This is a genomic window from Bacillota bacterium (genome assembly GCA_012842395.1).
In the GTDB taxonomy this organism is placed as follows: domain Bacteria; phylum Bacillota; class SHA-98; order UBA4971; family UBA4971; genus UBA6256.
Genome location: DUSX01000002.1, coordinates 172,916 through 191,280, shown reverse-complemented (window position 1 = coordinate 191,280; position 18,365 = coordinate 172,916). Strand labels below are relative to the sequence as shown.

Genomic DNA, 18,365 nt, shown 5'->3' with positions numbered 1-18,365 from the left:
TCCCGGACATAATGTAGCGTGACGCGGGCTATATCACGCTGTAGCCGACGGCTAGCTGCTCCGGGCCGTCGACAAGCGCGTGGCCGAACCGTCCGAAGATAGCCACCGATACTCTACCATCCCCACGCACAGCAGCCAGCTTGAATCCTCCACCGAGCCCGGGGTTGATGAGGGAAAGCTGTATGTAAGCGTCCCTCACGGCGTTGGAGACCGCGATCTTTTCGCGTGCGTCCTCTGAGATCACTCCAAGGGCGACGGCAGCGGCGATCATGCTCTCGCGCAGCTTCGCAGCCAGGCGGTCCGCGCTGGCACCGACCTGAGTGATGGCACCCCTGTACCCGTATCCTCGAACCTTCTCGAGCCAGTACTTCTCGTACTCCCGGCTGCGGGTCATGACGAGGTATATGGACGCGGACTCCACCGAGATCTTGGTAACCTCTTCATCCTCCGCCATCCCTTTGACGATGTCCCTCGGGGACACGACCCCCGCGAGCTCGCCCTCGCTATCCACGACCACCAGGGCTGGAGCGCTTGAATCGCCGAGGAATGAACACGCTTCCGAAACGGTGCACTCGTCCGAGACCTTGATGAGCCTCGTATCCATCACGTCCCGTGCCACCAAGGCTTCCTGGGCTGGGGTGAGGAGATCCCTGTCAGATATGATCCCGATCACCCGGCCAGGCTCGGTCACGAGAAGGAAGTTGGTGCGGCTATTCAGCATTACTCTTCGGAGCTCTGCGATGGGCGTATCTGGCCCGACCGTCACCGGATTCGCGTTCATTATCCGCTTTACTGTCACCTGTTCTACCTCCCGGATCGCTCATTTCGTATTCTGTGCATAAACAAACCTAAGTGACGGTGCGCAAGACCGTTCGTTTTCCCCACATTATGCCGTCTCGGCCCAGTTGAAGTCCGCAAAGCCTTCGCTGGGGCCGCGTAGATTGGTAGTTGCGGGGGAAGTTCAACAGTCTCGCGCGTTAGTCTTTGCCTTGTTTCCAGTAGCTGAGTCTTCGCCCCTCTTTCTGGGGGCGCCAAGCCTGCCGGTGCTTGCACCACAGGGCGTCGAGAATTCGACCAGGCTGCGCGATGAACTCGAACTGGGCGCACTGCAGGCGGGCCGTCTTCTGATGGCAAGGCCGATAGCCTTCGGCAGGACTTGCCGGCTTGCACACTGCAAGGCAGCGCCAGCGCGAACCTACGGCGCCCACGTGGACGCCGTCAGCTTGAAGCGTCACGATTTCACGCGCCGAACGCTGCACGTTGCATAACAAGCCATGCCTTCGCCGCGCCCGACGAACCCCATCCCCTCCATGGTGGTGGCCTTTATGCTCACGCAGCCTACAGGCACCCCCAAAACGCGAGCCACCCTCTCCCGCATGGCGTCCACATAAGGAGCTATCTTGGGCCGCTCGGCGAGGAGCATTGCATCCACGTTGTCCACGACGTAGCCTGCTCCTTCCACTAGCTGCCGGACCCTTTCAAGGATGACCGCGCTGGACATTCCCTCGAACGCCCGATCAGTGTCGGGAAAGAGACGGCCGATGTCACCGAGCGCGCATGCGCCCAACATAGCGTCAGCGATGGCGTGGAGAATGACGTCGGCGTCGGAATGTCCCTCAAGCCCGAGTTCGAAAGGCACGGTAACCCCGCCCAAGACGAGGGCCCGCCCGCGAGTCAGCCTGTGCACGTCGAAGCCGATCCCCACCCTCACCCATGGCCCGTGGTCCGCCGCATCGTTGGGCGCACCTCGCGCCCAGAGCTTCGCCAGCTGCGGCCCTTCTTCGACGAGAGATGCCGGTCCGCCCTCCGGGATTCGATTCGTCTTCATCGCAGCGAGCAGCGCCTCCGCGATCACGAGGTCCTCCGGCGTGGTGATCTTGATATTAGCGTATTCCCCTTGGACCACTTTGACTCTCACGCCTGTCCTCTCCACCAGCATTGAGTCATCAGTCGCCGAAATGCCGCCGCCTGTGCCGGTCTCGTGCGCGCTTTCGATCAGGTCCCTCCGAAAAGCCTGCGGGGTCGCCGCTGCCCACAAAGAATCGCGGTCAAGCGTCGACACGACCTCGCCTCCACGCACCGTCTTGATCGTGTCCCTAACCGGAACCGCGACGATCGCCGCTGCGGATGCACGTGCCTCGCCCACGACACGCGAGATCGTGTGAGGACGAATCAAGGGCCGTGCGCCATCGTGCACGACCACGATGTCGCACGCCGCACCGAGGTGGGCAAGCCCCCTGGAGACCGACTCCTGCCGCGTGGCGCCTCCGGCCACGACGTTCCGCACCTTCGAGATCTCGCTCCAAGTGCCCACGACGCTCAGCGTCGACTCAACCTCGCCCGGGGCCACTATGACGATCACGTCATCGACACTGGGACATTCCTCAAATGCCCGAAGGGTGTGGCGCAACACGGGCTCGCCGAGGAGGGGTAGAAACACCTTGTTGAGCCCAGCTTTCATCCTGCGGCCCGCCCCGGCCGCGGCTATCAAAGCACACACGCTCACGCACCTGCACCCCTCTCAGCTCTCGAGGAGGCGGAACGGGCCGAAGAAGACCTGGCCCGCCTCGCCCACCGCGCCCTTCCCCCGGTCCACCCGCTCACATGGCCTTGGGCTTCGCGAATATCATCCTGCCTGCCGAGGTCTGGAGCACGCTTGTCACGGTCACCCCGATGTCCTCCCCGATGAACCGCCTGCCGCCGTCAACGACGATCATCGTGCCGTCATCGAGATAACCCACGCCTTGGCCGACCTCCTTCCCGTCGCGGATGACGCGCACGGTCATCTCTTCGCCAGGAAGAACCACAGGCTTCAAGGCGTTAGCCAGCTCATTGATGTTCAAGACCTTGACGCCCCGAAGTTCCGCGACTTTGTTGAGGTTGAAGTCGTTCGTGATGATCTTCGCGCCGAGGTCTGCGGCGAGCCTCAGAAGCTTCGAATCCACGTCGAGGCCCTCACCCGGGTCCGTATCGACGATCTGGATCTGGATGCCCTCCTCTTTCTGCATGCCGTTGAGCACGTCAAGGCCCCTGCGCCCCCTGTTACGTTTGAGCGGGTCCGACGAATCCGCTATCCGTTGGAGTTCCTCAAGAACAAACGTCGGGACAATGAGCGTCCCTTCAATAAAGCCGCTCTTGCAGATGTCTAGGATCCGGCCGTCGATGATGACGCTCGTGTCAAGCACTTTGCAGCTAGACGGGCTTTGGTGCCTCCCGCTCCTCTCTCTCGAGGTGCTGACCGCCCGCTCCACGGAGCGCGGGACCGCCATGAAGAGGTTGAGCAAGTCTTCGCGCTTCTTCACAGCGACGTGCATCCCGAGATAGCCCATGAAGAGCGTGAAACCTATCGGAAGGTATACCCCTATGTAAGGTAGCTGAGAAAAAGGCAATGTCAGCAAGACTGCGATGAGAAGGCCGACTATGGCGCCGAACGCGCCCACCACAAGGTCTTGAGTCGGCGTTCTGTGAAGGTTGGATTCCATCTTCGATGTGATTCTGCGCAGACCCTGGGTGGCCAGAGGTGCAACGAGGAGACCAAGGAGTCCGCCACCCGACGCCATGAGAACGAAAACTGCCGCCTCATTACCTGTTCCGAGGGCCGCTGGCGCGACTCCCCCCATTATCCGATACATGAAAACGCCCAGAAACGAGCCACCTACTAGGAAGATGAGACGGATTAACCTGTCAAGCACGCGATTTCTCACCTCCATCCCGCCCAAGACAGTTGATCGCCCCCTGGGACTCCGGGGGCGCATGAGCTTCCGCGATATCTCACGCTGGTTGTCGGGGTTATTATGGGAATTGCGCGCCACTGATATCCGTGCCTCGCTCGCAAGTCGTCCGGCATCGCGGCTCTCGCGTGATGGTGCTCCCCACGCTTCACACGGTTCATTTCGGCTCGGCTCGGTTCTATCCGTTCGGCCAGGTGGTCGCGGAGCCGGAGCATCAGGATCGACCTGTCTAAACTTTGTAAACGCGCCTAAGGGTGAGCAGGTTCCCCCGCGTGTCCGCGGCTATTGCAGGACTTCATCGATAGCCTTGAGAACTTCGGCCTCTTCGGCTTCCTGGGCTACGACCAGCTCGCTCACGAGAATCTGCTTGGCATTGTCGAGCATCCGTCGCTCGCCCGTGGACAGGCCCTTCTCTCGATCACGGTACGCGAGGTTCCTCACGACCTCGGCCACCGCGAATACGTCGCCGCTCTTCATCTTCTCGAGGTTGGCGCGGTACCTGCGGTTCCAATTCGAGGACATCTTCGTCTTGGCCCCACCCAGTATCTCGTACACCTTCTTGACGTCTTCCTCGCCTATCACGCTCCGGAGGCCGACTTCATGGGCGTTGCTGAGAGGAACCATGACCCTCATGTCACCAAGCGGGATGCGAAGGATATAGTATTTCTGCCTTTCGCCCAGGACCTCCCTTTCTTCGACAGCCTCGATGACGCCAGCCCCGTGCATTGGGTAGACCACTTTGTCGCCGACGTTGAACACGGCCATGTTCCCCCCAATCACACGTCGCCGCCCCAGCCCGGACCGAGTCCCGACCCGGACACCCGCCCCGACGGTTTCGTCAAAACCAAGACAAGCCTCCGAAAGAGAACCGCCGCCATGCGAACGATGCCCGTCGTCCACCGCCTGCCGCTGGCCGCAGGACCTTGCGAGACTCAAGACTCAAAGAGGAGGACAACAACGGAATCATGAGCACTTCCTGCTTTTTGATTCTAACACGGACGCCTTCAGGGTGTCAATTGAATACCATAGGCTGACAGCGTTGCCACCGCCTGCTAGACCGCCCGTATTTCCAAGCGCCCCGTAACATTGACAACCTGAGAAACGCATCAGTATAATTGAGTCGTGGCCGCTGGGCTCGGAGCTGTCAAGTGACGACACCTCATTGATCGGGGAGTGGGCCTTCAGCAGACCCGACCTCGGTAAAGCATGTTCCGCTTGAGGCGCCGTCCTCGGATGCGATGCTGGCAACCTGGCAACTGCTGGCAGTTAACGGGGGAAGAGCCGACGCCTCCTCCGGTACACTCTGCGAGGCGAGGTGACACGGGTGGAACACGTTGATGTCCCGTCCTTTCAAGAGGCGGTCTCGGAATACCTGATAAGGCACAGAAGCATCCTCGACTGCATCTCCAAGTTCGATGAGGCATCGGCGCGGGTCAACCGCGCGATAATCAAGGCGGTCACGAATTGCGGCTGCGTGAAGATATCTGCTTCCCGCCAAACGTTCCCGCCGGACGCTTCTCTGGCTGACCTCCGGAAGTACACCGCTTCCCATCTCGACGGCAAGCTATGCCCCGAATGCCGAGAGATCGTCGAAAGTGAGCTCGGCAGGGCGCTGTTCTATATGGCAGCGCTGTGCGATCTGCTAGATCTCGACCTGGAACACATCATGGAGATAGAGCGCAGCAGGCTCTCGACCCTTGGCGTCTTCGGACTCACCTGATGACCCGAGTGACTCGAGGCCTCACTGTTCCTTTCCCGGCCCGGTCCGGGGTCGGGGCCTTCACGAGCCTCGTCGCAGGCCCTCAAGAAGGGCCTGGTCGCGCAGGCGTTGGAGGCCGTGCTTTATGGCGTGGGCCCGGGCGGCACCGATCCCGTCGACCTGGTCGAGGTCGTCGGTCGACGCGTCGAGAATCCCTTGTAAACTCTTGAACTTCGCCACGAGATTGTCCGCCACGGACTTCGGGAGCCTACCGATCCTGGCTAGAGTCCTGTAACCCCGGGGCGAGACCGGGGTCTCCAGGCCGGCTGCGCCCGCCGAGTATCCCAGCGCCTTCACTATCGCCACGGGATCCAAGATCTCGTCCTGGGGGGCGGCATCGAGTTCGCGCCTTGCCGCGTCAATGGAACGGGCGTCAGGTTTGGCGATGTAGTCCTCTATGAGCAGATCGCCCTCGTCGTCGATGTTCGCCACAAGCTCCGCGAGCTGCATCCGGACGAGCCGGCCCTCGCTTCCGAGCTCGCAGATGTACTTCTCTATCTCCTTCGCGATTCGCCGCACCATCACCGTGCGGAGCACAGCCACTGCAACGTCCCCGAGGGTCACCGAGTTTTCGAACTCCAAGGCGTTCAGTTCCGTCATGGCATGATCCCTTACGCTGCGGTACTTTTCAAGCGTCTGAAGGGCCTGGTTGGCCCTAGCCAGGGTCACGCCGGTCTCCGGAATCATGTACCTGATTCCGCCTTTGTAAAGCGTGATAACGTTCCTCTTCTGCGAGATGGCGATGACGAGCTCACCTGTTTGTTTCGCGACCCTCTCGGCAGTCTTGTGCCGCGTGCCAGTCTCGCCCGACGGGATGGTAGGATCCGGCACGAGCAGGGCGTTGGCCACAAGAATCCTCCGGGCGTCCGCGCTTAGCAAGATCGCGCCATCCATTTTCGACAGCTCGTACAGACGGGCGGACGTGAGGTCACAGTCCAGGCGGAATCCCCCGTCAACAAGCGACATCACCTCGGGGGAATCACCCACCACTATGAGAGCGCCAGTCCTCGCGCTGATTATGCTGTCAAGCCCCTCGCGCAGGACGGTGCCGGGCGCGACCGTCCTCAGCATCTTGAGGAGCACGTCTTCCGAAGGTCTTACATCCGTCACTGGCACCGACTTATCCCCCCAGCACGATCTCCAAAGCCTCGCCGACCGTCGCCACTCCCTCAACTCGCAAGCCGCGGTCGCCTTTCAGGGCCTTCGCGTTGGCAAGCGGCACCACGCACCGTTCGAAGCCCAGCTTAGCTGCCTCAGCTATCCGCGCGTCCGCTCGGCCCGCCGCTCGAACCTCACCCGACAGCCCCACTTCCCCTATCACCACTGTTTTCGGACCGCAGATGGCGTTCCTGAAGCTCGACGCGATCGCGCACGCAATGGCGAGGTCGCTGGCACGCTCGTCGAGCCGCGCCCCGCCCGCCACGCTCACGTAGACGTCGTGTGATGAAAGCAGCAGGCCGGCACGCTTTTCGAGCACCGCGAGGATGATGGCGACCCGGCTCGCGTCCACCCCCGTGGTGGTGCGCCTCGGTGTTCCAAAAGGCGCTGAGCAGACCAGAGCCTCGATCTCCGCTAGGATGGGCCTGGACCCTTCCATGCTCGCGGTGACGCAGAGGCCGCTCACCTCCCGCACCCGCCCCGAGAGGAACAGCTCCGACGGGTTCTTCACCTCCACCAGCCCGGAGTCACTCATCTCGAACACGCCGATCTCGTTGGTCGAGCCGAACCTGTTCTTGACCGCCCTCAACACCCTGAAGCTGTGGTTGCGCTCGCCTTCAAAGTACAGGACCGTGTCAACCACGTGCTCCAACACACGTGGGCCCGCGAGCATCCCCGACTTAGTGACATGCCCCACGAGGAAGATGGGCACCTGCGCTTCCTTTGCCTTTCTGAGGAGGCGCCCCGCGCACTCCCTCACCTGGGACACGCTCCCGGGCGCGGAGCCGAGTTCCCGGGTGTACACCGTCTGAATCGAGTCCACCACCACCAGGCCAGGACGGACCTCATCAATGTGCTGCTCGATCCTCTCCAGGTCCACCTCAGCTACCACGAGGAGACCTCTTGAGTGCACTTGCAGCCTCTCCGCACGAAGCTTTATCTGCCTTGTTGACTCCTCACCCGACACGTACAGAACGGGAAAGCTTGCGCTGACGGCGTTCGATACCTGCAAGAGCAGAGTAGACTTGCCTATGCCGGGGTCGCCGCCCAATAACACCACGGAACCGGGGACGATCCCCCCGCCGAGCACCCTATCGAGTTCAAGAGAGCCGCTGGAAAACCGGTACTCCGATGTGGATTCGATCTCAGTGATCGGCACGGGCGAGCTCTCGGCAACGCCGCCGCCGGCCGGAACTGCGAGGGGTCTTGCCACGACCTCCTCAACCAGGGACCCCCATGCCCCGCATCCCGGGCACCTTCCGAGCCATCTCGGAGCTTCGTACCCGCATTCCTGGCAGACATAATTGGTTCTCGGTTTCGTCACGTCGCGCCCCCTCCTGATGAACGCGTGACACGCTCGCGACCGTTTCCGAGCTCCCGCGCACGACCGCTTGCGAGCTCCCGCCGGTCAGTCGACCCGTTCGCTCGCGAGCGCCGCCGCGACCTCCGCAGCCGCAGGCCGCATGCCGCAGGCCGCGGGCCCGACTCTTCACGGCGGCAGCCTTCCCCGGCGCACCCACGCTCGGCTGGCAGGTTGGCCCCTCTCACCCGCCGCAGATAGCTTCGGCGAAATCGGCAGGGGCAACGCCCGGCGAGTCAATGTGGAATTCCTCGTAGAAACGGCGGACGGCCCGCTCGACCTCGGCGGCCTCATGTTTCACTCCCACGAGCGCTTCTTCGAGGTCGTTCAACCGTTCTCTCGGGTAAAACGTGAAATCACCGGAAATGGACATGTCTCGTATGGTATGGTTCGAGATCGCGCACGTGACCGTGATGAGCCCCCCGGGAGCCTTGTGGTTTCGTTCCAGAACACAGGCTCCTTCGGCGATCTTTACTTGGCCTTCGCGGGCCCTGCCCTTCTTGAAGAGAAATTCATCTGACATGAACTCCCTCTCCAGAGCCCGCGCAGCCTTGAGAACCTCGGTTTCAACCGGGGCCTCTTCGAGCTGTCCCACTCGCTCTGAGAAGTGTCTCGCGAGGAGATCTTCAACCTGCTTGCGCGGTGGCCTTTTCCCAGTCTCCCGGAGCAGGGTGGTGAGGTTGTCCTCGAGGGATTTGTGAACCTTGTCGCGGAACTTCTCGCTGGGCACCTTCAGAATCCTCGCCATGGCAGCGTAATCGAAGTCTAGGATTATGTTTCCCACAAATACCATGCACTCTCCGATGTCTGCCCCACCCAGGCCGGAAAGCTTGCGCCCCTCCCTCGTGACCACATCGTTGACGGGGCGGAAGACGGCGTCCACGCCAAGGTCCCGGTAGGTATCTACGCAGGGCCCGGCTACAAGCTGGTATAGGGCTGCGATCTGCCTCGGGAAGGCCGCGTTGTCCCGTCTCAAGACCAGTTGAAAGAAGATCTGATTCTCATCGAGGTACGTCGTGCCGCCGCCGATCTCGCGCCGCATCACCGAGATACCTCGGGCCTTACAGTAGTCTAGGTCCGCCACCTTTCGGGCGTCTTGGAAATAGCCTATGCTCACGATCGGCTCCGCTGGCGACACGAGTATGAGGCCTTCCCGGCCCATCCTTGCAAGAGCGTGGAACACGAGCATCGATTGCTGCCCGCCGAGCTTCCCCAGTCGGTACAATCGCACCCCCGCGCACCTCCCCGACTCACGTACGCGTCTGGAAAAACGCCTTCAGCGCCTCCACGACCTCCGCGGGTGTGCGGAGCCCGTCCGTCATCTTCTCGAACGGACACCTGTCAGTGCCGTCCCTGTTAAGGATCGCCGGGGCGGTGCTGTCCGCGATCGCGGGGATGCCAGCCAGCGCGAGCTCGCGGAGGGCACCCTCCGACGCAAGCGGTGTGTACACCGCGCCGACACCGGTGTAGACGCACAACATCGCTGAGGCCCGCCCGACCACTCGATCCCCCACGACTGCACCTCTCAACCTCTCGCCCGCGCGGAGGACCGCCTCGACCAGGGGGCGGACGCCGCGCTCCCGTGACCCTATGACAACCTCGCCATCCTTCACCGCCACGAGGCCGAGACCTCTCTTAAGAACCATCTCGCGTGCCACCTCGACGTCTGACCGGATCCCCGGGGGACAACAGGCGTGATTCACAACATCAGCACTCCCGTTAAAAAAGGTCCGTGAGAAAGGTGGCCCGCAGCCTGCACCTTCTCACGAACCAATTCTATCATACATCGGACATCTCTGAGGATAGCCCGAGAGGATATCCGCGCAAATGGCGCCTCAGCCAAACACGAGAAGTCGAGAAAGCGGGACCATGACGTCGGCCCAGGTACGGAGCACCCTCCCGAGGATTTTCTCTGCTCGAACTATCCCTCCTCCATACGCTCCGGGATCGAGCGACCTGTTGTCCCCCAACAGGAAGAATGACCCTTCCGGGACCAGTGTGGGCGAGGTGGCAAGGTTGCCGGGGACTTTCACGTAAGGTTCGTCCAGGGCCCGGCCGTTCACGAGCACTCGGCCGGCCCTCACTTCAATTACCTCTCCCTCAAGACCGACCACCCGGGCCACCGCGACGTCCGCGACGAGCTGAGACGTGCTCCCACCAATGCCGTGCCTCGTAGGTATCCCGATGTCTATGCGTCGCTTGAGGTCGCGACGTGTGTGCTCGTCGCGGCAGAAAACGACGGCATCGCCTCTCTTGGGAGGGTATGCTCTAGCGTTAACGGGTATATGCATGCTCATCCCGGCTTCGGCCTCTTCTCCGGATGCCGGGACGAGCGACATCTCCTTCTCGAGGATCGTCCGGATGTCGCGGGCGACCCGCGGATCCATCGGATCCATGACTCCGGTCGAGGTCGGCTCCATCGGCACGAGCACGGCCCTCACGGCAAGCTGCGGGATCCAGCCCGCCACATCCGTCGCCGCATCGGACAGGATCAGTATCAGTAGGCATATCAGCACGCTGCGCGCGTACACTGCTCTGAGGGCCTGCAGGCGCAGCACGAGCGACCATATGGCGACGACTAGTGCCAAGATCGCAATCCCGACAAGCCATCCGAGACCTATGCCGCTCCCACCACCGTTGACCTGCCTCCCGAACACAGCTAACCTCAGCACGAGCGCCATCAGAAGGCCGGTCGCGATCTCAGGTATGTAAGTGTATCCCCATAGCGCGGAAAGGCTGCGCATGTCACCGCGTCCACCCAGCGCTCGAGCGATGATGTGAATCACGGCGAGGGACGCCGCCGCGATGAGGGCAGCCAGGACCGCGCCTGCAAGGACGTGCGCAGGCAACCATGGCATGCTGGGCCACAGAGACTCCGAGAGGTACATGCCGGTGCCCCAACACATGAACGTCATGATGGCGAAGGATGGCCAGACTGGCGCGCCCGCCTTGACGTCCTGGAAGAAGACCCCAGGACGTGCAACGAGCCCGCTCAGCCAAACCCAGGCGCCCCTCATCCTGCCAACGCCTCCTCCCCCAGCCGCGAGTTCGAACCGCCCGCGTCAGGCTCGCGGGCACTCGTGCTCGCGTCCCGCATGAAACACCGCGTGCGGGGTGAGCGCGGTTTCATCGCGCGCAGCCCGGTAGCCTCAAGTGATCGAGCACGAATAGCGCGGCTTTCACCACGAACTTCTCAAGACCAGAGACTTCGGCCACGTTCAAAGTCGCGAGCCACATCACCGCCCCCGAGGTCAGGAGGGTTTCGGTGGGGTGGTCCAGCACCGGGCCAACCAAGGCATCCATCCTCGAGCCCACCTGGAGGGCCAGGCCACGGACGCCGCGTCTCCGGGCAACCTCTCGCCGCGCGATCAGCGCGAGCCTCACGGGGTCGAGCTGGGTCGCAGGCTCGTCGCGCAGCACGGTGAGCGCGTTGGTGACGTCGCGCATGTGCCCCGCCGTGGTTCTGCAGCTTTCGCACGCCTCGAGGTGAGCCTCCACCGCCCCGCGCTCCGGCCCTTCAAGTGTCCCCTCCGCGTACATAAGCACCTTCCAACGAAGGTCACGACAGCTCAACGGCCGGTTCCTCTGTCGGCGAACTCGTCCCACGCACATCATTCCTCTACATAGCCGCGCAGCTTTTCCCGCAGCGCTCTCTTCGCGTAGAAAAGCCTCGACATGACGGTTCCTTCTGGGCAGGCGAGCACGGACGCAATCTCCCGGTACGACATGCCTTCGATGTCTCGCAGCACTATCACCGCACGGTAGTGCTCCGGCAAAGAGAGTATGGCTTCTCGCAGCTTCGCCCGGAGTTCCGCGGTCTCTGCCTCCCGCAGCGGACTTGCCGAGGGATTGTGGGTTCCGGCAGGGCTGCCGGCGGCAACCGGCGTTTGCCTCACTTCACCGCACCCTTCGGCGTCGACGAGGTCAAGCGATATGGTGTCGTAGTGGCGTCGACGCCGCCTTAGGAAGTCGGTGCACAGGTTCAACGTGATCCGATGGAGCCACGTGGTGAACGATGACCTCTCTCGAAACTTGCCAATGGCCCGGTAAACCCTGACGAACGTCTCTTGAGTGATATCGTCCGCGTCGTCAGGGTCACCGCTCATCTGATATGCGATGCTCCACACTCGCCGGTGGTAAATCGCAACCATTTCCTCGAATGCCGCTTGCTCCCCGGCGCGACACCGTTCTATGAGGGCATCGTCGGGCGTCACCACCCCCGCGACCCTCCTCATCCCTGCCCCGCGCCGCACCCGCACGTTCTTGAGGTCTCGTATGATCAGACGCTGTGGCGCGGAGATTCTTCAATGGAATAGGCTTGTGGCAGGGTTCGCCGCGCGACGACGGATCCCCTTCACCCAAAAGCATGAATCGGCCGAGCAAGGCGTCGCCTCTTGAGACGAGTCCCTGCTCGGCCGTTTTCGTTGCTCAGGATTGCCCGCAGCCCACCGAACTTTCCGGGCGCCGTGGCGTCCGCGCCCGGGGCTCTTTACTTTCCGTCATGGGATGACGCGCGACCTCCGCGAGTCGCGGGGCGGCGAGGCTGCGCTGGTCGCGCCCGTCGGGCCGGCGAGTGACGCCTGCGCCTGCGCTATGCCTGACGCACGGCCTCTCTTTCCTTGCGCTGCACGGCGATGGTCCCGTCCACAACCGAGACTCGCACCGTGTCGCCATCCTTGATGCGGCCTTGGAGGAGCTCCTCGGAGAGCCTGTTCTCGATCATGCGCTCGATGGTCCTCCTGAGCGGACGCGCTCCGAATTCCTTGCTGAACCCCTCTTTCGCAAGGAGGTCCTTGGCTTCATCCGTCACTTCCAGATGGATGTCGTGATCCTTGAGCCTCGCCTCCACGTCCTTGAGCTGGAGATCGACGATCCGCCTGATCTGCTCGGGGGTAAGCGCACGGAACACGATGATCTCGTCCACCCTGTTGAGGAACTCCGGCCTGAAAGTCCGTCGCAGCTCCGACGTGATCTTTTCCTTCATCTGCTCGTAGCTGTATTCCTCATCCTCACGGGCGGTGAACCCCAGCCGGGACTCCCGGTCGATAAGGTTCGCGCCCACGTTAGAGGTCATTATTATGACCGTGTTTCGGAAGTCCACAGTCCGTCCCTTGCCATCCGTGAGCCTACCTTCCTCGAGCACCTGCAGCAGGACGTTGAACACGTCCGGGTGCGCCTTCTCGATCTCGTCGAACAGGACCACCGAGTACGGCCGCCTTCGCACTCTCTCCGTGAGCTGGCCAGCTTCCTCGTAGCCGACGTAGCCAGGAGGCGCGCCTATGAGCCTCGACACCGTATGTCTCTCCATGTACTCGGACATGTCGAACGCTATCATTGCGTCCTCGTCGCCAAACAAGGCCTCGGCGAGCGCTCTCGCAAGCTCGGTCTTGCCAACACCCGTCGGCCCGAGGAAGATGAACGACCCGATCGGGCGCCTCGGGTCCTTGAGCCCTGCGCGCGCCCTCCGGATGGCCCTGGCAAGGGCCTCGACCGGCTCGTCCTGGCCTATGACCCGCTTGTGGAGGGTCTCCTCCAGCTTGAGCAGCCGCTGGGTTTCCTCCTCAGCAAGCTGTGCCACGGGGATTCCAGTCCACGACGACACAACCTGGGCGATGTCCTCCGCGGTGACGGTGGCCTCGGCCATGCCGCGCTTGCTCTGCCACTCGTTCTTTTTCGCGTCGATCTCTTCCTTGATCTTTTGCTCCTTGTCCCTGAGGGCCGCCGCCTTCTCGAACTCCTCGTTCTTGATGGCAGCCTCCTTCTCCGTCCTTATCCTGTTGAACTCGTCCTCGAGCTTCTTGATGTCGGGCGGTTCGATGGTCGTCGCGAGCCGGACCTTCGACGACGCTTCGTCCACAAGATCGATGGCCTTGTCCGGCAGGAACCTGTCAGTGATATACCTGTCAGCCAGACGCGCCGCGGCGCGGAGCGCCTCATCGGTGATCTTCACCCGGTGGTGGGCCTCATACCTGTCGCGCAGCCCCTCCAAGATAGCGATAGTCTCATCCACGGTCGGCTCGCCGACCATGATGGGCTGGAACCGCCGCTCCAGCGCGGCGTCTTTCTCAACGTACTTGCGGTACTCGTCAATGGTCGTCGCGCCGATGCACTGGAGTTCACCCCTGGCAAGCGCGGGCTTGAGGATATTGGCAGCGTCGATCGCCCCCTCGGCCGCGCCTGCCCCCACTATCGTGTGCATCTCATCTATGAAGAGCACCACATCGCCGGAAGCCCTGATCTCGTCCACTATGCGCTTGAGGCGTTCCTCGAATTCGCCCCTGAACTTCGTGCCTGCCACTATCGACCCCATATCGAGGGCGATGACGCGCTTCCCGCGAAGCACCTCCGGCACGTCGCCCCGCGCCACGTTCTGGGCGAGCCCCTCGACGATGGCGGTCTTGCCAACACCCGGATCGCCTATGAGCACTGGGTTGTTCTTGGTCCTGCGGCTCAGGACCTGGATCACCCGTTCGATCTCCTTGGCGCGTCCTATGACCGGATCAAGCTTGCCCTCCTCGGCCATAGCGGTGAGGTCGCGGCCGAACTGGTCCAGGGTGGGCGTCTTGTGCGCCTTCTTGCCCTTGACAGCCGCACCTGGGGCCTCACCGAGCAGACTCACGACCTCTTTGCGCACCTTCTCGAGGTCAGCGCCGAGGCTCGTGAGCACTTGAGCGGCCACGCCCTCGCCCTCCCGGATGAGCCCAAGAAGGATGTGCTCCGTGCCGATGTAGCCCTGGCCAAGCTGCCTCGCCTCAGCCATGGCAAGCTCCAGTACCTTCTTGGCGCGAGGCGTGAGCGTCAACATGCGCACCCGGTCCGGGTCGCCACGGCCGACCATGCTCTCGACAGCCTGGCGCACGTTGTCCAGGTTTATGCCAAGATTCTGCAGCGCGCGGGCGGCGATGCCCTGTCCCTCACCGACGAGGCCGAGCAGGAGATGTTCGGTTCCGACGACGTCGTGGCCGAGCCTTCTCGCCTCTTCCTGCGAGAGCTGAAGGACTCGCTGCGCCCTCTCGGTAAGCCCTCCAAACATCATCATGTTTATCTACCTTCCTTCCTCGCCTTTATCTTCTCTCTTATCAGCGCGGCCCGTCGCACGTCTCTCTCGTGGGGCCCGAGCTCCTTCCCCATTATCCTCTGGAGGTATGCGGGCTGCGTGATGACCATGAGCTCGTTCAGGGTCTTCGCGTCGACGCCGGGGAGGAGCCCAGCCTCGACGCCGAGCCGTACGTCCGACAAGAGCCCCAACGCCTCCTGGGATGTTATGAGCCGGGCGTGAGACAGGAGCCCGTAGGCGCGATTCACCTTGTCTTCAAGTTGGTCTCTCCTGTCACGCACCAGTTTCTCGCGCACGCTCCGCTCCTGGCCGATGATCTGTTTGGTCACGCCCACGAGGTTGTCCACGAGCTCGTCCTCGGAGCGACCCAGGGTCACCTGGTTCGAAAGCTGGAACACATTGCCCGTGGCCTCGGACCCCTCGCCATATAGTCCCCTGACGGCGATGCCCACGTTGGAAACGGTGGCCAGCACACGACCGACTTGGCCTGTAGCGGCCAGGGCGGGCAGGTGCACCATGACCGATGCGCGCAGCCCCGTGCCCACATTTGTGGGGCACGCCGTGATATAGCCCAGCTTCTCGTCGAAGGCGTAATCCAGCTTGGTCTCGAACAGGTCGTCAACCTGGCTCGCAAGCTTGAGGGCCTCCTCGAGCTGCAGCCCCGGGAGAAGGGCCTGGATGCGAAGGTGGTCTTCCTCGTTCACCATCACGCTCACGGTCTCGTCTGGACGAATCGCCACGAGCCGGTGTCTCGCGCCCTGCGCGTGCTGCGGGCTGATGAGATGCTTCTCGACGAGGATCTGTCGGTCAAGTGCGGGCGTCTCCGCCAGGCGGATCACAACGAGGTCTGAGAGCTCCTTCGTGGTCCTAATCGCCCGCTGAACCTGGTCCGCCACCCTCGCTAGGTCCGCTTCTGACGCCCGGTGCGGAAAGGGTATGCCCGCGAGATCCCGGGCGAGCCTCACTCGAGAGCTCAAAACCACGTCGGCGGACGGCGCGTCGGCCTGCATCCAAGCGCTGGTCGTCTTGTCTATTATGTCCTCAAGAGACACGTCGGCACCCTCCTCTCACGACTCGCCCGCGAGATCCTTCTCAAGAGCGCGGATCCTGTCCCGGACCTTCGCGGCCTCCTCGTACTGCTCCTTCGCCACCAATCTCGCAAGCTCGGCACGCAGCTCCTCGATCTCCCGCCTCTTGCCCGCTGTCGCGCCCGTCTTTCCAGGAACCTTCCCAGTATGGCGCACGCTGCCGTGGACGCGCCTCAGAAGCGGCTCCAGCCTCCCGCGGAATTCCTCGTAGCAGTCGGGACATCCGAGGAACCCGGTGTTCCGGAACTCTGAGAAGTCCAGGCCGCAACTCCGGCAGCGGCTTGTCACGCCGCCCGGTATGGTGAGCGGCGCCGTGAAGCCGGGGTCATATTGGAGCAGCCCTGCGAGAAGGCTTGGAAACGAGAACTTGGGCTCGGAGAAGAAGTCGAGCTCGCCCTTCTCACGCGCGCACTGCTCACAAAGGTGCGACTCGGTCTTCACACCGTTGATTATCTTGGTTAGGTGAACGTTCGCGGGTCTCTTTCCGCATTCGTCGCATACCATCGCTCACACCCCCCACATTCCGTATGTGTCTATGTGTCTAAGTATGGCGCCACGAGTTTCTCGCGTGGCTCTCGTCATCTCTTCGCCATCTCTCGCGCCATTCCCGCACAACGCCCGCGGCCCCAAGTAAGGTTGCGTCGACGAAGCTACGTCCATCGACGGACTGTTCCCGTCACGTGCAGGGTCGCCCGTGCCGCATCCAGGGACAGCGCCTCAACCGGGAAGCGCTCCGCCAGAATCCCGCCCGCACCGCAAGCGGCTGGATTCTGACACACCTCGTGCAACGACCGGCAGCCCCGCCCGAAAGCCGGGAGCATTTCCCCGCCGTGACTTACGGGCGTGCTCACACCTTACTCGCGCAGCAACGACATCACCATGGCTCTCAGAAGGCTCGCCCGTACCATACCGCGGTAGCTCGGGTGCAGCCTTCCCGTCTCACGCTCGATGACGGCCTTCACAAATGCGCGATCGCCCTCATCGAGCAGCCCCTCGTCCTCGAGCCGGAGCAGCAGCGCGTCAGCCCGCCTCTCCGTGATCTCGTCCCCAATCTCCGCCTCAATGAGAGACCTCAGGTCTTGGCTCGGTCGAAAGGACAGCCGGACTATGCGGATGTAACCGCCACCCCCTCTGCGGGTCTCCACGATGTAACCCCTATCAGGCGTAAACCTCGTCGTCAGCACGTAGTTGATCTGTGAAGGCACGCATTTGAACATCTCCGCAAGCTCGCGCCTTTGCAGCTCTATCATGCCCTGCTCGGCGTTTTCGAGGAGCCGTTTCAGGTAGCTCTCAATGTAGTCTGCGAGGTTGCCCACGGATTTCCCTTCCCGATGTCCTGCGATATCGCGGCATCTACGATTTGGTATTGCCAGGAACCACTTTGACCTTTCCTGACCTTTCGACCATATTATAGCACCAAGCCTTCTAAAAGATGCATCATGGAATAACCGGCGCGATGCGCCGTGTGCGGCCGCGATCGCCGGACTCGCGGGGCGAGCTTGCACTTTCACTATATATCGCGCCACTGTTCGCTCGCGCGCGTCAACACGCCCACAGACAATATGGAGGCGCGGGTCGCCGCAAGGCGACCCATGGCCTTGCTCGACTCCGCTCGCACGGCAGGGGGGTGGCAAGACGTTCCCTGACCCAGACGTGCTATGTGGGCTGCCCATACAGCACCCTGCGCTCGTGAGCAAGGAGCCACCCTTTCAAGACAAGGCCCCCGCCGAACCCCACGAGCGATCCGCCTTTCCCGATCACCCGGTGGCAGGGGATGATTATGGGAAGTGGGTTGGCCGCGAGAGCTCTGCCAACCGCCCTCGCCGCAAGCGGTTGACCTATGGCGGCCGCAACTTCACCGTAAGAGGCCGTGCCGCCAAACGGGATCCTTCTAGTCTCTTCCAGGACCTGCCTGGTGAACGCGCTCCCGGCGACCTTGACCCGGCAGTCGAAGGCCGTCCGGGAACCCTGAAAGTACTCTTCGAGCTGCCGATGAAACTCGCCATTCTCGTCGCTTGAGCAAACGAGGTCCGCGCCGGGGAACCGGAGCGCCAGCCATGCCAGGAACCCGTTCTCGCCTTCGGCCGGGAGGCTCACCTTCACCAGACCCCCTGAGGTCGAGGCAAGCCGGAGAGTCCCGACGGGGGACTCCAATGCGGAGAGGAAAACCCGGTCCACGTGCCCGTATGCCGACAGTGAAACAGCCACCGCC

General features: G+C 62.5%; 17 protein-coding genes. 1 reads left to right on the top strand and 16 read right to left on the bottom strand.

Going from position 1 to position 18,365, the window contains the following annotated elements; translation table 11 throughout:
* Nucleotides 1-28 precede the first annotated feature (28 nt).
* The 4 genes from GX515_01085 to GX515_01070 all read right to left on the bottom strand — a co-directional run bounded on the left by GX515_01085 (nt 29) and on the right by GX515_01070 (nt 4,490).
* Nucleotides 29-781 carry a CBS domain-containing protein gene (locus GX515_01085; protein HHY31607.1) on the bottom strand — a complete coding sequence of 251 codons (753 nt, stop codon included), beginning with the start codon at nt 779-781 and terminating at the stop codon, nt 29-31.
* A 450-nt stretch (nt 782-1,231) separates the two neighbouring features.
* Nucleotides 1,232-2,506 (bottom strand): 2-C-methyl-D-erythritol 4-phosphate cytidylyltransferase, encoded by a 1,275-nt coding sequence (gene ispD, locus GX515_01080; protein HHY31606.1) that lies wholly within the window; start codon nt 2,504-2,506, stop codon nt 1,232-1,234.
* A 94-nt stretch (nt 2,507-2,600) separates the two neighbouring features.
* Nucleotides 2,601-3,710 carry a PIN/TRAM domain-containing protein gene (locus tag GX515_01075; protein HHY31605.1) on the bottom strand — a complete coding sequence of 370 codons (1,110 nt, stop codon included), beginning with the start codon at nt 3,708-3,710 and terminating at the stop codon, nt 2,601-2,603.
* A 303-nt stretch (nt 3,711-4,013) separates the two neighbouring features.
* Nucleotides 4,014-4,490 (bottom strand): CarD family transcriptional regulator, encoded by a 477-nt coding sequence (locus GX515_01070; protein HHY31604.1) that lies wholly within the window; start codon nt 4,488-4,490, stop codon nt 4,014-4,016.
* 565 nt (nt 4,491-5,055) lie between these two features.
* Between GX515_01070 and GX515_01065 the strand changes: the two genes are divergently transcribed.
* Complete coding sequence (locus GX515_01065) at nt 5,056-5,451, top strand: DUF1573 domain-containing protein (GenBank protein HHY31603.1); 396 nt, start codon at nt 5,056-5,058, stop codon at nt 5,449-5,451.
* A 60-nt stretch (nt 5,452-5,511) separates the two neighbouring features.
* Here GX515_01065 and disA read toward each other — a convergent pair whose 3' ends face one another.
* The 12 genes from disA to GX515_01005 all read right to left on the bottom strand — a co-directional run bounded on the left by disA (nt 5,512) and on the right by GX515_01005 (nt 18,331).
* Nucleotides 5,512-6,561 carry a DNA integrity scanning protein DisA gene (disA, locus tag GX515_01060; GenBank protein HHY31602.1) on the bottom strand — a complete coding sequence of 350 codons (1,050 nt, stop codon included), beginning with the start codon at nt 6,559-6,561 and terminating at the stop codon, nt 5,512-5,514.
* A 49-nt stretch (nt 6,562-6,610) separates the two neighbouring features.
* Nucleotides 6,611-7,972 carry a DNA repair protein RadA gene (gene radA, locus GX515_01055; protein HHY31601.1) on the bottom strand — a complete coding sequence of 454 codons (1,362 nt, stop codon included), beginning with the start codon at nt 7,970-7,972 and terminating at the stop codon, nt 6,611-6,613.
* 220 nt (nt 7,973-8,192) lie between these two features.
* Nucleotides 8,193-9,239: a lipoate--protein ligase family protein gene (locus GX515_01050; protein ID HHY31600.1), complete on the bottom strand. Its 1,047-nt coding sequence runs from the start codon at nt 9,237-9,239 to the stop codon at nt 8,193-8,195.
* A gap of 19 nt (nt 9,240-9,258) precedes the next feature.
* Nucleotides 9,259-9,654, bottom strand: a complete 396-nt coding sequence (locus GX515_01045) for a DUF1893 domain-containing protein (protein ID HHY31599.1) — start codon at nt 9,652-9,654, stop codon at nt 9,259-9,261.
* A gap of 189 nt (nt 9,655-9,843) precedes the next feature.
* Nucleotides 9,844-11,025 (bottom strand): signal peptidase I, encoded by a 1,182-nt coding sequence (gene lepB / locus GX515_01040; GenBank protein HHY31598.1) that lies wholly within the window; start codon nt 11,023-11,025, stop codon nt 9,844-9,846.
* 109 nt (nt 11,026-11,134) lie between these two features.
* Nucleotides 11,135-11,581: a hypothetical protein gene (locus GX515_01035; protein HHY31597.1), complete on the bottom strand. Its 447-nt coding sequence runs from the start codon at nt 11,579-11,581 to the stop codon at nt 11,135-11,137.
* A gap of 38 nt (nt 11,582-11,619) precedes the next feature.
* Nucleotides 11,620-12,225: a sigma-70 family RNA polymerase sigma factor gene (locus GX515_01030; protein HHY31596.1), complete on the bottom strand. Its 606-nt coding sequence runs from the start codon at nt 12,223-12,225 to the stop codon at nt 11,620-11,622.
* Nucleotides 12,226-12,599: 374 nt separating this feature from the next.
* Entirely contained in the window at nt 12,600-15,041 is a 2,442-nt protein-coding gene (locus GX515_01025; protein ID HHY31595.1) for an ATP-dependent Clp protease ATP-binding subunit, read from the bottom strand.
* 8 nt (nt 15,042-15,049) lie between these two features.
* The gene (locus GX515_01020) at nt 15,050-16,117 is read right to left on the bottom strand and encodes a protein arginine kinase (protein HHY31594.1); all 1,068 of its coding nucleotides are present in this window, start codon (nt 16,115-16,117) and stop codon (nt 15,050-15,052) included.
* Nucleotides 16,118-16,132: 15 nt separating this feature from the next.
* Nucleotides 16,133-16,657: a hypothetical protein gene (locus GX515_01015; GenBank protein HHY31593.1), complete on the bottom strand. Its 525-nt coding sequence runs from the start codon at nt 16,655-16,657 to the stop codon at nt 16,133-16,135.
* 350 nt (nt 16,658-17,007) lie between these two features.
* Nucleotides 17,008-17,469, bottom strand: a complete 462-nt coding sequence (locus tag GX515_01010; GenBank protein HHY31592.1) for a CtsR family transcriptional regulator — start codon at nt 17,467-17,469, stop codon at nt 17,008-17,010.
* Nucleotides 17,470-17,809: 340 nt separating this feature from the next.
* On the bottom strand, nt 17,810-18,331 hold the full coding sequence (locus GX515_01005) for a methylated-DNA--[protein]-cysteine S-methyltransferase (protein ID HHY31591.1): 522 nt from the start codon (nt 18,329-18,331) through the stop codon (nt 17,810-17,812).
* Nucleotides 18,332-18,365: the final 34 nt, after the last annotated feature.